15 protein-coding genes and 2 pseudogenes are annotated in these 14,520 nt (G+C 51.6%); 11 read left to right on the top strand and 6 right to left on the bottom strand.

All coding sequences use genetic code 11. The features are described 5' to 3' along the window. Positions 1 to 77: 77 nt before the first annotated feature. The 5 genes and pseudogenes from K7H21_RS15675 to K7H21_RS15655 all read left to right on the top strand — a co-directional run bounded on the left by K7H21_RS15675 (position 78) and on the right by K7H21_RS15655 (position 4,179). Positions 78 to 1,058 carry an NAD(P)H-dependent flavin oxidoreductase gene (locus K7H21_RS15675; RefSeq protein ID WP_223035199.1) on the top strand — a complete coding sequence of 327 codons (981 nt, stop codon included), beginning with the start codon at positions 78 to 80 and terminating at the stop codon, positions 1,056 to 1,058. 908 nt (positions 1,059 to 1,966) lie between these two features. Further along, positions 1,967 to 2,155, top strand: coding sequence for a cold shock small protein YmcF (gene ymcF, locus K7H21_RS15670; protein ID WP_071988221.1), 189 nt, complete (start codon positions 1,967 to 1,969; stop codon positions 2,153 to 2,155). Positions 2,156 to 2,535: 380 nt separating this feature from the next. Continuing rightward, positions 2,536 to 2,707 (top strand): annotated as a pseudogene (locus tag K7H21_RS29370) (helix-turn-helix domain-containing protein); the annotation flags it as partial. A gap of 124 nt (positions 2,708 to 2,831) precedes the next feature. Then, the gene (locus K7H21_RS15660) at positions 2,832 to 3,413 is read left to right on the top strand and encodes an outer membrane beta-barrel protein (RefSeq protein WP_004121118.1); all 582 of its coding nucleotides are present in this window, start codon (positions 2,832 to 2,834) and stop codon (positions 3,411 to 3,413) included. A gap of 202 nt (positions 3,414 to 3,615) precedes the next feature. After that, positions 3,616 to 4,179 (top strand): YagU family protein, encoded by a 564-nt coding sequence (locus K7H21_RS15655; protein ID WP_004121116.1) that lies wholly within the window; start codon positions 3,616 to 3,618, stop codon positions 4,177 to 4,179. Between the two features lie 56 nt (positions 4,180 to 4,235). Here the strand turns inward: K7H21_RS15655 and K7H21_RS15650 are convergent, their stop codons facing one another. The 3 genes from K7H21_RS15650 to K7H21_RS15640 all read right to left on the bottom strand — a co-directional run bounded on the left by K7H21_RS15650 (position 4,236) and on the right by K7H21_RS15640 (position 5,257). Continuing rightward, positions 4,236 to 4,538, bottom strand: coding sequence for a PTS sugar transporter subunit IIB (locus K7H21_RS15650; protein ID WP_004121114.1), 303 nt, complete (start codon positions 4,536 to 4,538; stop codon positions 4,236 to 4,238). Between the two features lie 177 nt (positions 4,539 to 4,715). Next, positions 4,716 to 4,907 (bottom strand): hypothetical protein, encoded by a 192-nt coding sequence (locus tag K7H21_RS15645; RefSeq protein ID WP_004121110.1) that lies wholly within the window; start codon positions 4,905 to 4,907, stop codon positions 4,716 to 4,718. A gap of 155 nt (positions 4,908 to 5,062) precedes the next feature. After that, complete coding sequence (locus K7H21_RS15640; protein WP_004121108.1) at positions 5,063 to 5,257, bottom strand: hypothetical protein; 195 nt, start codon at positions 5,255 to 5,257, stop codon at positions 5,063 to 5,065. 275 nt (positions 5,258 to 5,532) lie between these two features. On the opposite strand from K7H21_RS15640, the gene umuD reads away from it, so the two are divergent. Continuing rightward, positions 5,533 to 5,955 carry a translesion error-prone DNA polymerase V autoproteolytic subunit gene (gene umuD, locus K7H21_RS15635; protein WP_004121104.1) on the top strand — a complete coding sequence of 141 codons (423 nt, stop codon included), beginning with the start codon at positions 5,533 to 5,535 and terminating at the stop codon, positions 5,953 to 5,955. Beyond that, entirely contained in the window at positions 5,955 to 7,220 is a 1,266-nt protein-coding gene (umuC, locus tag K7H21_RS15630; RefSeq protein ID WP_004121101.1) for a translesion error-prone DNA polymerase V subunit UmuC, read from the top strand. Before umuD ends, umuC begins: the two co-directional genes overlap by 1 nt. A 47-nt stretch (positions 7,221 to 7,267) precedes the next feature. Here umuC and K7H21_RS15625 read toward each other — a convergent pair whose 3' ends face one another. Then, on the bottom strand, positions 7,268 to 8,359 hold the full coding sequence (locus tag K7H21_RS15625) for an oxidoreductase (RefSeq protein WP_162626005.1): 1,092 nt from the start codon (positions 8,357 to 8,359) through the stop codon (positions 7,268 to 7,270). Next, on the bottom strand, positions 8,352 to 9,095 hold the full coding sequence (locus K7H21_RS15620) for a DeoR/GlpR family DNA-binding transcription regulator (protein ID WP_004121098.1): 744 nt from the start codon (positions 9,093 to 9,095) through the stop codon (positions 8,352 to 8,354). The genes K7H21_RS15625 and K7H21_RS15620 overlap by 8 nt, the downstream gene beginning before the upstream one ends. 748 nt (positions 9,096 to 9,843) lie before the next feature. Here K7H21_RS15620 and K7H21_RS15615 point away from each other — a divergent pair. From K7H21_RS15615 to dbpA, 4 genes and pseudogenes are all read left to right on the top strand, one after another. After that, positions 9,844 to 10,326: a helix-turn-helix transcriptional regulator gene (locus K7H21_RS15615; protein WP_227499455.1), complete on the top strand. Its 483-nt coding sequence runs from the start codon at positions 9,844 to 9,846 to the stop codon at positions 10,324 to 10,326. Between the two features lie 342 nt (positions 10,327 to 10,668). Beyond that, entirely contained in the window at positions 10,669 to 11,652 is a 984-nt protein-coding gene (zntB, locus tag K7H21_RS15610) for a zinc transporter ZntB (protein ID WP_004121094.1), read from the top strand. A 278-nt stretch (positions 11,653 to 11,930) separates the two neighbouring features. Next, a pseudogene (ynaL, locus tag K7H21_RS29240) lies at positions 11,931 to 12,095 on the top strand (proline-rich small protein YnaL); the annotation flags it as partial. Between the two features lie 40 nt (positions 12,096 to 12,135). Next, the gene (gene dbpA / locus K7H21_RS15605; RefSeq protein ID WP_087829559.1) at positions 12,136 to 13,509 is read left to right on the top strand and encodes an ATP-dependent RNA helicase DbpA; all 1,374 of its coding nucleotides are present in this window, start codon (positions 12,136 to 12,138) and stop codon (positions 13,507 to 13,509) included. Positions 13,510 to 13,553: 44 nt separating this feature from the next. Here the strand turns inward: dbpA and ttcA are convergent, their stop codons facing one another. Beyond that, positions 13,554 to 14,489 (bottom strand): tRNA 2-thiocytidine(32) synthetase TtcA, encoded by a 936-nt coding sequence (gene ttcA / locus K7H21_RS15600; protein ID WP_004121091.1) that lies wholly within the window; start codon positions 14,487 to 14,489, stop codon positions 13,554 to 13,556. Between the last annotated feature and the right edge of the window lie 31 nt (positions 14,490 to 14,520).

Below are 14,520 nucleotides of genomic sequence, written 5' to 3'. Positions count from 1 at the left end.
AAATAATCTTACGGCCTACACTCCTTCCACTAAGAAACTGAACCGCGCCATAGCGCTATTGTGAAGGATATTGCACCATGAAAAATAACCGTATCTGTCAGATCCTGAATATAGAAAAACCGGTTATTCAGGGGCCGCTATCGTGGCTAACCGATGCCCGTTTAGTCGCCGCCGTCAGCAATGCAGGCGGGCTTGGTGTGCTGGGGCCCAATGCGGGTTTAACCGCTGAGACTGCGGTTTCCACGCCGGAAGAAACCGCTGAAAAAATGCGCGAAGAGATCCGCAAAACCAAACGGCTGACCGAAAAGCCTTTCGGCGTGAACCTGATCCCAATGCCTGAAAACGATATCTGGACCCCGCCTATTCTGCAGGTGATAAAAGAAGAGGGCGTCAGGGCCGTGGTGTATACCGGTTACGGTGAAGGGGCGCTCATACCGGCGCTATTCAACGAATTAAAAGAGGCAGGTATTGCTGTCATTTACCGTGATATTAATCCGACGCCTGAAAATACCCGCCTTGCTGAAGCCGCTGGCGCCGATATCATCGTCGCGACCGGTTTTGATGAGGGAGGGACATTGCCGGGTACCGTGCTGGGAACCTTTTCAATCGTGCCGCTGATTGCCGATGCGGTGGATCGCATTCCGGTGATGGCGGCTGGCGGTATTACCGACAACCGTACCGCCAGAGCGGCGCACGCGCTCGGCGCGGAAGGGATATTTGCCGGTTCGGTTTTTAACGCGACGGAAGAAAGCAGAGTGCCGGCCTCAGTCAAAAAAAGAATTATTGCCGCCAATGGCCTTGATTTACGGCTTTTCCGCACGCTGCCGCATTTCTATCGCTCGCTGCCGGGCAGGCTGGCCGAAACACTGGTGTCGATGGATAAAGCAGGCGCCAGCCGCGAGGCGCTCGGCGAAGCCATGGGGGGATTACGCGGCTTGCGTATCGGCATGCTGGAAGGCAACGCTGATGAAGGCTATATCTCGCTCGGCACGGGGATCGGCAACATTCGCAGCGTCAAAAGCGTAGCGAGCGTTGTGAATGAGCTGACGATTAGTTAGAGATTCTGTTTTGTGCGGGTTACTACGGCTTTCCGTCTGACGCTATTTTTCTGACGCCTTGCGCCAGAAAAATAGCCTGGCGATTCGATTCAGAAGGGGAGGAGCGTTCGGTTGAACAAGATGCCGTTACGCTGCTCTCCGGGGATAAATGTTTCCAGGCTGCGAATCTGGTCCCGGATAAGAGCTTAACGTTTCCACTCTGGGGCTGATCATTGCTCTTGTCTTCAACGAAGGCTTTGCGGGCTCCGGCCGACTACCTTACCTATCTTTTCAGGTCGCGTTTTTTCTCAGTGCGCTGCGGGGTGAAAATAAAGCTTGCTATCGATCGGCATCTATGTGATTAATAGCAGGTCGATTTACTACACAGATCCAGTAATAAACGGTTTAGTGAAGCAGTTCTCATCTCAAGCGTTATCCGTAGATAATCCTTCTTTAGACTCTCCCTATCGTGATTAATTAAGCTCTGTGAAGCGAATAATTTAAAAGTTTTTTGAACCTGCGACAACGATGACGGTCTAAACCCGAGTAGACAGGTTCACAAACTGGCGCAAACGGCGATAGAGAAGGGATTGGCCTGGAATTTTCCGTTTAGCGTGCAAAAGTGCATAAGAGATAACGTTATCCCAATAGCACACGATTATTTTATTGAAATCTACCAAACATTACGTGCCCTCGGGCAAACTAAGAAATTAACAACATTAAAAAATCGCTGGTGCAGTAATAGAGTTCAGTCTGAAGTGCGCTTCAGAGGTATCTATAAGCAGTAATGACAATGATGTCATTGTTATTCTCAACCATTCAGAGCAGCGTTTTCACGCTGTGACAGAAAAGCCGGGAAGGTGTTTTCTGTGAAATATGGCTAAATGTCCCTGCGGTAGAGAATGTTGTAGCAAAAAGAGGCTAACATCATGATTGACCACATTCATTTCAGATGCCCATGCTGTCATGGGTCGCAGTACAGAACATCCACCTACGATGTTTCAGAAAAAAATCCGTTTGGCGCGAAATGCATTTTTTGTAAATCCGCGATGATTACATTCGATAATATCGCAGCGCATATGTCCCGAAACTCGGCATCGCTTGAGTTACGGAAGTAAGATTGGGCCCTTGAAAAGGGCCTTTGATATCTGAATCGTAAGCGTTATTACCATTTCGATCGGCTGCCTGCGGGCAGCTTTTTAGTTTGTTTAAATTCAAATCAGACCGTACTTTTCTTATCTTTGCAGATGTGAGTAAATGCGTAGTTTCGCAATTCTTGCGGAAAACTTGTTGCGTTCTATAATTTTTAAACCAGAACTCATCTGGTATTCCTATGCATATCCTACCGCCCGTCCGCCCGGAAGCGAGTATCCCGCGTTTAACGGCGCTCCTGACACCGATTGCCGAAAAATGAACGTTGAGCCGCGAAAACGTATGACCAGGACACATAAAAATCAACCACAGCTGTACCTTTTTATCAACGGAGGAGATAGGACCGCTTCCCGAACAGACACGGATGCGCCTATCTATTCTGGGTTATATTCAGGGGGGGGGCCACTTATCACATAGCAGTGTATTAAACGTATTATCGGCGTTAAAATGTGGTAACTATATTACGTTTAAATACGGGGGACTTGATTGGCGTGAATAAGTTACCCGAGCGGTTTTAGGGCTGGCGGGTTGTCCAAATTTAAATAATAAAACGATTATCAGCGCGGTATTAATATTTTATTGTAGACCCACTTAATATTTACGATGACATTTATTCGACAACGGGTCGACAACGAGATGATTATGAAGAAGACGCTTATTACGTTAATTATTGCCCATGCTTTTACGGCGACGGCAGCTTTTGCTGCTGCGGAGACAGGAACCTGGTACGCGGGATCTAAATTTGGCTGGTCGCACTACGGCGATTCCAGCACCGATCGGCAAGTCGATGTCGACCGCGATAACGTCGGCGGCGGTGTGTTTACCGGCTATCAGATTAACCCCTGGCTGGCGGTTGAAGGTGGCTATGACTATTTAGGCAATATGGGTATCAATGGTCGCCATGGCGCATCCGGTTCGCAAATGAAAAGTCAGGGACTACAGCTTTCGTTGAAGGCCAGTTATAGCCTGACCAGCGACTGGGATCTTTACGGCCGGGCAGGGATGATGGGCTATCGCGCGGAATCCGACGTGAATGGAAAAAATCGATTTGACACCGGCGTGCGCCCGGTACTGGCTTTCGGCACCGAATATGCATTTAATGACAGATGGTCGGGACGTCTGGAGTACCAGTGGGTCAACAATGTGGGTAACGAAAATCAAATTGGCGTGAGCAGCGATGTAAACTCCATGATGGCGGGCATCAGTTACCGTTTTGGGCAATAAAAGTATCGTCCCGGAAAGAGCGTCCTTTGAATAAAAAGGGGGCTCTTTATCTGCTGGTAATAGACCTATGGTCATAATTACAGTATATAATTGGTCGTCATGGCACCTGAGAAAAGTGTGATCGTGATCAATGTTGATAATCGCCAATGCCCTTAAATATGACACAGGGGAAATAAATGTAATAAATTAATGGTGATTTTTTATGGCGATTAAGGACTTTTTTATACAAACAACACCCGGGCGACGTCGTTATGGCGTAGCGCTATTTGTCGGGGTGATTGCAGGAATTATGTCGGCGTTTGTTAAATGGGGGGCTGAAGTTCCATTACCGCCGCGTACTTTCTCCGGCGGCAGAGATGAGTTTAATCCACCTTATCTTTTCTTACGCGACTATCTGGGAATTGACCCAACGCATACGGTATATACTTTCTCCGAACACATCATCAATCCGGTGATGGTCACGCATATTATATTCTCGCTGGTGTTTGCCGTTGGCTATTGTGTCGTCGCGGAAGTCTTTCCGAAAGTGAAATTATGGCAGGGAGCATGGGCGGGAATTGTCGCCACCATCGCCGTTCACTGGATCTCATTTCCGCTACTGGGGCTGACGCCTTCGTTATTGAATATTCCTGCCGATGAGTATATTTCGGAATTGCTGGGGCATATTTTTTGGTTCTGGGCCATTGAGATGATTCGTCGCGATCTTCGCAACCGCATTACCCATGAACCTGACGCCGAAGTACCTCTTGACGCGCCGTTCAGATAATTCATCTCAAAAGAACCCGTGCTGTCACGGGTTCTTTTGACAGGACAGGAGAGAGATTACAGCAGCGTATTCAGGGCGAAGTTAAGGATCTTCTCACCATCAAATGAGGCATAGGGCAAACTTTCAATAACGGCAATGTCTTGTGGTGCCTGCGGTGCGCGAGTGAATTGCTCGACCTTATACTGGATATGCGGGGCAACCAGCACGGCATCGTAAGCGGGAGCGACGCTAAAGAAATTTTCAACCCCAACGGCGCTGATTAATAAATCCAGTTGCCGATCGTCAGCAATTTTTTGCATTCTGCGGGCAATAATCCCTGCCGTTTCGCCAAACAAACAGCATATTAATAGTTTTTTCACGGTTTAACCCTCGGTAAGATACCGCAGCTACAATATTCCTCCCTCGGCAACGAAAATGCGCGATGTATCAATATTCCAGGTTAATTTATGAGGATGTTTTTATTCTGCTGGCGAGCATCACAGGCGCTAAAAACGAAGGCCCCTGTGATGCTGGGAATCGCGGGGATAACGCTCAGGCTACTTTTTTTTACGTGAAATCTGAAAGCGATCGCCGGCTCGCGTAAGCTTCGCTCCATTCGTACAGTACTCGATAGCAAAATTAAAAAATTCATCAGAGTCGAGTTCGAAATCCAGTTCGAGTTTAATGGCGTCGCCGGACTGCAGAAGCTGCTTTGCCTGTTCCAGATTACTGGCTTTAACTGTTCCCATCTCTTCACCTCGTTTTAGCGCTGGTGGCGTCCGGGCTTATCCTACAGGCTTTGTTTTACGATCGCGTGACACGGCTTTTCTTATGCTTTCCGCCGTTCGTCCATCGTTACCATCGCTATGCGAATAAGCCGATAGCGATGGTATGGCGTACAATATCAGTCGACGTTATTGAAGTAGTCCCGCGCCGCCGCCTCAACGTTCTTTGCCTCAAGGCCGGTTTTCTCGGTGATTGAGGCAATAAACGGCTTGAACTTCTCCGTCATTACATGCCCTCCGTCCCAATGAGCGACATAAAAGCGGCACTGATAACGATAAAAGTGGAGAGTTTTGTCTCCTAACGTGTAATACATATGAATCTCCGGTTCAGTATGTCGGGTGGACCACAACAGGCTATGAGCAAAGTACGCCTCAACGGATTCTATCCTCCTCCCAATTTGCGGAAATTTCCAGCATGCAATACAAAACCATCTGTAATACGTACGAGGAAGGCGTCCTGTGCAAACCCGGATGCAAAATTCAGCGCAACTTCAACGTCTTCGCACCAATCTCTGACGGGCGACTTGAAAAACTCGGATGAACTATTGATACTGTATATAAATACAGTATTGCCACGGGTGACTCTAATATGATGTTTTATCAACCGGTTGAATTGCGAAAGATCGTGTCGATTCCGCTGTTTAGCGACCTTGTTTCATGCGGCTTTCCCAGCCCCGCACAGGATTACATTGAGAAGGGGATAGATCTCAATGAGCTTTGTATCAGCCATCCCGCGGCGACCTATTTTGTCATGGCGACGGGCACGTCAATGGTTGATGCCGGCATTTATGAAGGCACGCTGCTGGTGGTGGACCGTGGCCTGAAAGCGAAACATGGTGATATCATCATCGCCTCCGTCGGCGGCGAGTACACGGTTAAACGCCTCTGTACGCACCCCATCATGCAACTCTTGCCGATGAATCCAGATTTTCCACCCATTGTGCTGCACAACGACGGTGAGGCGCTGGAGATTTTTGGTGTCGTCACTTTCAGCATCAACAGGCTTCGCTGATGTTTGCCCTGGTCGATGTGAATTCATTTTATGCCAGCTGTGAAACGGCCTTTCGCCCTGATTTACGCGGGCGTCCGGTGGTGGTGTTGAGCAACAACGATGGCTGCGTCATCGCCAGGAATCACGAGGCTAAACGGCTGGAGATTCCAATGGGCGCGCCCTATTTCAAAGTGAAATCACAGTTTGAACGCCATCAGGTGGCGGTGTTTAGCAGCAACTATGCCCTTTATGGCGATATGTCCCATCGGGTCATGACGATTCTCGAAGAGCTGGCCCCCGCGGTTCATCAATATTCTATTGATGAAGCGTTCGTGAATTTGGCCGGGATCCATCGTTCTGAGGAGCTTGAGTCATTTGGTCGCCATGTGCGTAGTACATTACTCCAGTGTACCGGTCTGACGGTGGGGGTAGGGATCGGGCCGACGAAAACGCTGGCTAAGCTGGCTAATTATGCGGCCAAAAGGTGGCCAAAGTTCGAGGGCGTGGTCGATCTCTCCTTACCGGTCAGGCAGAGAAAGTTGCTGGAGAAGGTGGTCGTCGGTGAGGTCTGGGGGGTAGGGCGCCGCATTGCGAAAAAGCTCAATGATATGGGGATCAACACGGCGCTTCAGCTGGCCGAGACGCCCGCTTCGCTTATCAGAAAACATTTCAGCGTCGTGATGGAGCGCACCGTGCGGGAACTGAGAGGCGAGCCCTGCCTTGAGCTGGAAGAGTATATGCCGACTAAACAGCAAATTATCTGCTCGCGTTCATTCAGTCAGAAGGTGAGTGAATACGGGGCGATGCGTGAAGCGGTATGCAGCCATGCGGTCCGCGCCGCCGAGAAGCTGCGCGCGGAGCATCAGTACTGCCGCTATGTTTCCGTTTTTGTGAAGACCAGCCCGTTTGCGGGTAATGAAGTCTATTACGGCAATGATGCCGGCACGAAAATCCACATCCCGACCCAGGATAGCCGGGATATCATCGCGGCGGCGCTAAAATGCCTGGACACCATCTGGCGAGAGGGATACCGATATCAAAAGTGCGGCGTGATGCTGGGCGATTTCTTTAGCCAGGGGGTGGCGCAGTTAGGCCTGTTTGACGACTATCGGCCGCGCGCGAATAGTGAACAGCTGATGACGGTTCTTGATTCTGTTAATCGACGTGATAAAGGCCGGCTCTGGTTTGCCGGGCAGGGGATAGAGCGCAGCTGGGAGATGAAGCGGCAGATGCTGTCGCCAGCCTACACCACCCGGCTCAGCGATTTGCTGCGGGTGAAACTGTAGGCTGGCATTAAAGGGGGCGACAATCCCTCAGACATATTGCGCAGCGCTTATTGCAGACCCGCCAGTTCATCTGCGGTCAGCGCGAGAGTTTGCGTTGTACCGCTCTCGGCGGATTGCACAGCCGCTTCCAGCACCGCCATCACGGCGAGCGCCTCTAATGGGGATACCGGATTGTTGATTTTGCCGGTCAGCGCGTCGCGGACGTGAATATAGTACTGGCGCTGATCGCCTCGTGGCGCGCTGATTTCACTGGCGCGCAGGTCCGCGTCAAACACCACCAGGCTATCGTCGTCCGCGCCCCAGCTTTCGCTGCCCGGAATCACGCCCGCCAGCAGCTGGCTCTCCTGCTGGTCTGCGCGTTGTTTGACGGCGCTGCCTTTATCGCCATGGACGGTAAAGCGCGATACGCCACCTGCGACCAGCATGCTGCAGTGCAGAATCACTTTGTGCTGCGGATAGTTCAGCACCACGTGCGCCCAGTCATTGATCTCCGCGCCTTCACGCAGAGTGGCGATGTTCCCCTGCACCGACTGCGGCAGGCCGAACAGCTGCAGCGCCTGGTCGATCAGATGCGGGCCTAAATCAAACCACAGGCCGCTGCCCGGTACGTTCTGCTCCCGCCAGCGGACGCGTACTTCCGGGCGGAAGCGGTCAAAATGGGATTCAAAATGTTTAACTTTTCCGATGAGCTCCTGTTCGATAACCTGCTTCACGGCCAGATAATCGCTGTCCCAGCGGCGGTTATGGAACACTGACAGCACCCGCTGTTTCTCTTCCGCGAGCGCAATCAGTTCGCGGGCTTCCTGCATATCAAGGGTAAACGGTTTGTCGACAACGACGTGCTTGCCGGCGTTTAAGGCCAGACGGGCAAGCGGAGCGTGGGTGGCGTTAGGAGAGGCGATAACCACCAGATCGACATCCGGATGCTGAATGGCCTCTTCAGGTGATGCGATGACGGTGACATTCGGCAGGTCGCGTTTCACTTTATCTTCATCGCGCGAGGCGACAATCGCCAGATTCAAGCCGTTGACGGACTGGATCAGCGGAGCATGAAAAGTTTTGCCGACGAATCCGTAGCCAATCAGGGCAATATTAATATTCTTACCGTTAGTCATAAGCATCTCCGCGTTCTTAAGCATCAGCGATAGTGAGTTGTATTGAGCCGTTATCCTTCAGTTCTTCCCATGGCCGATCAAGAAAGAGCTGGTGGATGTCGGCGAGTCCGGCAACCAGCCAGGGCTCGCAGTGATTGAGTTTCATATGATCGGCCACCAGCCAATGTTCCGCGCTGGCCGCCAGCATGGCGCGCTTAACTTCAGCGTCCGCCTCCTGGCTGGCGCTGAGGCCGAGATCGGCATGGAGCGCGCAGGCGCCGAGAATAGCGATATCCGCCCGATAGCGTTCCAGTAGCGAAACCGTAGCGCTACCGGCAAAAAGGCGCTGCTGCATATCCCATTTCCCCCCCAGCAAAATAAGCTGAATATCCGCACGCGCGCTGAAGTGCTGGGCGATATCCAAAGAGGTGGTGATCACCGTCATCGGGCCCTGTATCTGAGCGGCGACGGCCAGCACGGTACTCCCCGCGTCAAGGAACAGCGTGGATCCGCCGGGGATTTTCTCCGCCACCATTTTACCTAAGCGCTGCTTGATATCCGGTAGCAGCGTATTCCTGTTCTGGCGATTCATGATGGAGAGATTGAGCGCGATAGCGCCGCCGTGGTTTTTCTGGGCCAGCCCCTGTTTCTCGAGGTCGCTGAGATCGCGGCGCAGCGTATCTGCAGAAACCTGCAGGTTATCGACCAGCTCACTGATAGTGACCTGGCCTTTTTCGCTAAGAATATCAATTAGATATTTCTGTCTGGCCGTTTTGTGCATAATCTAAACCCGCAAAATACTGCAATAAATCGCATAATACAGCATTTTACCGAAAAAGGAATGCGCCGAACGTGATGCCCCACAGAGGTGACGTTTTGTTGAATGCTTACGCAGGATAGTTTGTCACTCTCCCATTTTTCCGCCGGGGAGTCCTCCCCTCTGGCAGCCAATAACCTCTGAGAAGATCAACAATGCAAGTTATGAATAGTCTAAAATTATACCGAAAAATAACTTGAGTTAATGAGTGTATTTAGATGAGAATTCACTTCAGCCGTAATAGCGTTGGTTTTTACGATGCTTGATTGTAAGCCGGCCGGCCTGGCTGGCGACGCTCCGGCGAGCGTAAATATAATCCATGTGAATGGTATAAGGTTTTTTGCAATATCCTTTTTTAGTCAAGATGAGGGATATTAATCCACAGCGGGGCGGGGAGGTTTTAATTAGCCCGTGTGATTCGCTGCGCCAGAACGCTATTTCTACTTAAATTTCGTGGGGCGCCAGTTCTCAGGTCGAAAAATAATGTTTATTTATATCGTGTTTTGTAAAACGACGATAGCGGTACTTTGCGTATCGTTAGCTGTCTGGATAATACTTGATTTACTATCTTCAGCAGGCTAAGCCAATGTTGAATATCGTCATTAAAAATAACAATCAGTTTTTTAATTTAGGATTTCACTTTATATTACAGAGCATCTTCCCGGAGTACTCATTATCTACGCAATGTGCTGCATCGCTTAATGAACGGATCGTGCAGGATGCTGATGTGGTCGTGCTGGATTTATGCCGCGGAGCTGAATTCGTATGTCATCCGGAGTTGTTAAATCGGAAACCGGGATTGCTGATTGGCCTGGTTGCCAGGCAAAATCAACGGGGGAGAGGCGCTTTGCCGCTCTGCCTGGAAGAGATCGTCTTTGTTGGGCGCGATGAGAAAATCTCTCAGGTTATGGCGAAAATTAAACTCTCATGGATTCTGGTTCCACCGGCAGCGGAACAAAAATCGGTGTTACGATGCGAGCGTTGCCCGCAGAGAAGGCTATCTCCACAGCAGCGAATCATCGCGGCGGCAATCTACCAGGGGCTAACGGTGAACGCGATTGCCCGAGAACTTTCGCTTTGCAATAAAACGGTTTTTGCACATAAACGTCTGATTATGTCTAAATTTCATCTACGCAACGACTTAGACCTGCTGCTATTTCTGCGCTATCTGAATAGCGCCAAAGGCCACAGTTAAACTTGCAAAGCAGCAATATCGCTCTATTCTTATTTTGCTTATTAACATAGAGGAAAAAAGTATGTGTACCCATTTGCATGACAACGCTCGTCAATACGCAGAAGAGAAAAAGTGAACGGCTCCTGCTAGCCTGCCTTCCCGTCAGCCCAGCGTCTGGCGGAGAGTGATAATGCAGGTTAGACACAGTATTGCAAAGTACATCCACAACCCGCCGCCGGCGGGTTCTTTTTTTCAGACTCCTCGCTTTTCGCCAGTGAATTCAGCAGCATGCCCTGATTAGCTCTTGCGTAACCGTCGCGTAAGGCTAGACTACGGAAATGTGCATGAGTTAACGGAGGTCCAGTGGACGCCATTAAGGGATCGGAACTGAACGTGCCGGATGCCGTTTTTGCATGGGTGTTCGACGGGCAGGGCGGCGTAAAGCCGTTGGTCGATAGTGACACCATTGATAAAGAGCATCCTTGCTGGCTGCATCTCAACTATACCCATGTTGATAGCGCGGAATGGCTGGCATCAACGCCGCTGCTGCCCAATAACGTGCGCGATGCGCTGGCCGGCGAGAGCACTCGCCCGCGTGTAACGAGGATTGGCGATGGGGCTTTAATCACGCTGCGCTGTATTAACGGCAGTACCGATGAGCGCCCGGACCAACTGGTCGCGATGCGTCTTTATATGGACGAGCGTTTGATTGTCTCCACCCGGCAGCGCAAAGTCCTGGCGCTGGATGATGTGCTCGGCGATTTGCGTGAGGGAAACGGCCCGGTTGACGGCGGCGGCTGGCTGGTGGATGTTTGCGATGCGCTAACCGATCACGCCAGCGAGTTTATCGAGCAGCTTCACGACCGGATTATCGATCTGGAAGATGATTTGTTGGATCAGCAGGTCCCGCCGCGTGGTTTCCTCGCGTTACTACGTAAACAGCTTATCGTCATGCGCCGCTATATGGCGCCGCAGCGTGATGTGTATGCAAGGCTTGCCAGCGAGCGTCTGCCGTGGATGACGGACGACCATCGGCGACGGATGCAGGATATTGCCGAACGTCTGGGGCGAGGTCTGGATGAGATTGATAGCTGCATCGCCCGCACGGCGATCATGAGCGATGAAATCGCGCAAATTATGCAGGAGTCGCTATCGCGTAGAACTTATACGATGTCGCTGATGGCAATGGTTTTTCTACCCAGCACTTTTTTAACCGGACTCTTTGGCGTCAACCTCGGCGGCATTCCCGGCAATAGCTGGCATATGGGTTTTTCTATTTTCTGCATAATGTTAGTCGTTCTCATTGGGGGTGTTACATGGTGGTTGCATCGTAGTAAATGGTTGTAAAGAATCGTCTTTTGGCGCGGTGATGATGATGAAAACCCGGTAATGTTTGAGCGAAATCAATAAACCGTCTACCCATTCAGGGCAATATCTCTCTCGCAGGTGAATGCAACGTCAAGCGATGGGCGTTGCGCTCCATATTGTCTTACTTCCTTTTTTGAATTACTGCATAGCACAATTGATTCGTACGACGCCGACTTTAATGAGTCGGCTTTTTTTTTGCGCTCTGTTTCTCAGCTTCTACGCTTAACTGGTGTACCCGTCCATAACCGGGAGTCAATATGCGTATTCATTCGCTGAACTCAATCCCCATTCCGCCGGAACCCAACGATCCTGTACCGGTCCACGATCCTAAACCCCGCCCGCGCCCGTTACCCGACCCACCGCCTGACGATGAGCCGATTAAATTGTCGCATCGGGAGCGGAGATCTGCGACGATACGCGCCAGCAGATTGTCCGCCCCTAAATGTAATGCGAGAAATAATTGTGACCGCTTTTTCAACTCTGAATGTTTTGCCCGCCGCCCAGCTCACTAACCTGAATGAACTAGGGTATCTTTCGATGACCCCGGTTCAGGCGGCGGCTTTGCCGGCTATTCTTGCGGGTAAAGATGTCCGCGTGCAGGCAAAAACCGGCAGCGGTAAAACGGCGGCATTCGGCCTCGGATTGCTCCAGCACGTTGACGCTTCTCTGTTCCAGACGCAGTCGCTGGTGCTGTGTCCGACCCGCGAACTGGCGGATCAGGTCGCTGGTGAGCTGCGTCGTCTGGCGCGCTTTCTGGCGAATATTAAAATTTTGACCCTCTGCGGTGGCCAGCCTTTCGGCGCCCAGCGCGACTCGCTACAGCATGCGCCGCATATTATCGTCGCCACGCCGGGGCGTTTGCTCGATCACCTGCAAAAGGGCACCGTGTCGTTGGACGCGCTACAAACGCTGGTGATGGACGAAGCGGACCGCATGCTGGATATGGGGTTTAGCGACGCCATTGATGAAGTGATCCGCTTTGCGCCGGCTTCGCGCCAGACGCTGTTGTTTTCCGCTACCTGGCCGGAAGCGATCGCGGCGATTAGCGGCCGTGTGCAGAACAACCCGCAGACCATTGAAATTGATGCCGTTGATGCGTTGCCAGCTATTGAGCAGCAGTTTTTTGAAACTTCGCAACACGGAAAAATCACGCTGTTGCAAAAGCTGCTGAGCCAGCATCAGCCCGCTTCCTGTGTGGTGTTCTGCAATACCAAAAAGGATTGTCAGACTGTCTGCGATTCGCTAAACGCCGCTGGCCAGAGCGCTCTGTCGCTGCACGGCGATCTTGAACAGCGCGACCGCGACCAGACGCTGGTACGCTTTGCTAACGGGAGCTCGCGCGTGCTGGTAGCGACCGACGTTGCCGCCCGCGGGTTAGATATCAAGTCGCTCGAGCTAGTGGTGAACTACGAGCTGGCCTGGGACCCGGAGGTTCATGTGCACCGCATTGGTCGTACCGCTCGCGCGGGCGAAAGCGGTCTGGCGATTAGCCTCTGCGCGCCGGAAGAGGCGCAGCGCGCGAATATTCTTGCCGAAATGTTGCAAACAAAGCTCAACTGGATGAACGGGCCGGCAAATAGCACTATTGTGCCGCTGCAGGCAGAGATGGCCACGCTGTGTATTGATGGCGGAAAAAAAGCGAAGATGCGCGCGGGCGATGTACTGGGGGCGTTGACCGGTGATATCGGCCTTGATGGCGCGGACATCGGCAAGATCGCCGTTCATCCGGCGCATGTCTACGTTGCCGTGCGCCAGGGCGTAGCGCATAAAGCGTTTAAGCAGCTGCAAAACGGGAAGATTAAAGGTAAGACCTGCCGGGTTCGTTTGCTGAAATAAGCGCGAAAAAAGCGTCTCAGGCGCGCGCCTGAGACGTAAAGACGTTATTTTACTTCCACCACATTCAGGCGCAGTTCATCCAACTGCGCGTCATCCTCTTCCGGCTGCCAACCGGCCGGCTGCATCGGGATCTCTTCGCGATCGAACGCCAGGTCGCCGCCGTCAATCACCGCAGAACCGTGATGAATGCCCTTAAAATCGAACAGGTTAACGTCGCTAAGATGGGAAGGCACCACGTTCTGCATCGCGCTAAACATCGTTTCGATGCGCCCTGGATAGCGTTTGTCCCAGTCGCGTAGCATATCGGCAATCACCTGGCGCTGGAGGTTGGGCTGCGAACCGCACAGATTACACGGAATAATCGGAAAACCTTTCGCCTGGGAGAAACGCTCAATATCTTTTTCCCGGCAGTAGGCCAGCGGGCGAATCACGATATGTTTACCGTCGTCGCTCATCAACTTCGGCGGCATACCTTTCATCTTCCCGCCGTAGAACATGTTCAGGAACAGGGTCTGCAGGATATCGTCGCGGTGGTGGCCCAGGGCGATTTTGGTCGCGCCCAGCTCAGAAGCGGTGCGGTAAAGAATGCCGCGGCGCAGACGTGAGCAGAGCGAGCAGGTGGTTTTACCTTCCGGAATTTTTTCTTTAACAATGCCGTAGGTATTTTCTTCAACAATCTTGTATTCAACGCCCAGCTGCTCAAGATATTCCGGCAGGATATGTTCGGGGAAGCCCGGCTGTTTTTGATCGAGGTTGACCGCCACGAGGGAGAAGGAAATTGGCGCGCTTTTCTGCAAGTTGCGCAAAATCTCCAGCATGGTGTAGCTGTCTTTACCGCCGGAGAGGCAAACCATGATGCGGTCGCCTTCTTCAATCATATTAAAATCGGCAATGGCCTCGCCGACGTTACGGCGCAGGCGCTTCTGCAATTTGTCGATATTGTATTTTTCTTTCTTGCTAATTTCTTGATTCTGCAGCATTTAATAATGGCTCAATTCATAGTGTGGCATC

Origin of the sequence: Klebsiella sp. CTHL.F3a, assembly GCF_019890895.1 — a bacterium.
Classification (GTDB): Bacteria; Pseudomonadota; Gammaproteobacteria; order Enterobacterales; family Enterobacteriaceae; genus Klebsiella; species Klebsiella grimontii.
Note: the sequence above shows the minus strand (reverse complement) of the source record. Positions and strands in the feature narration are given on the sequence as shown.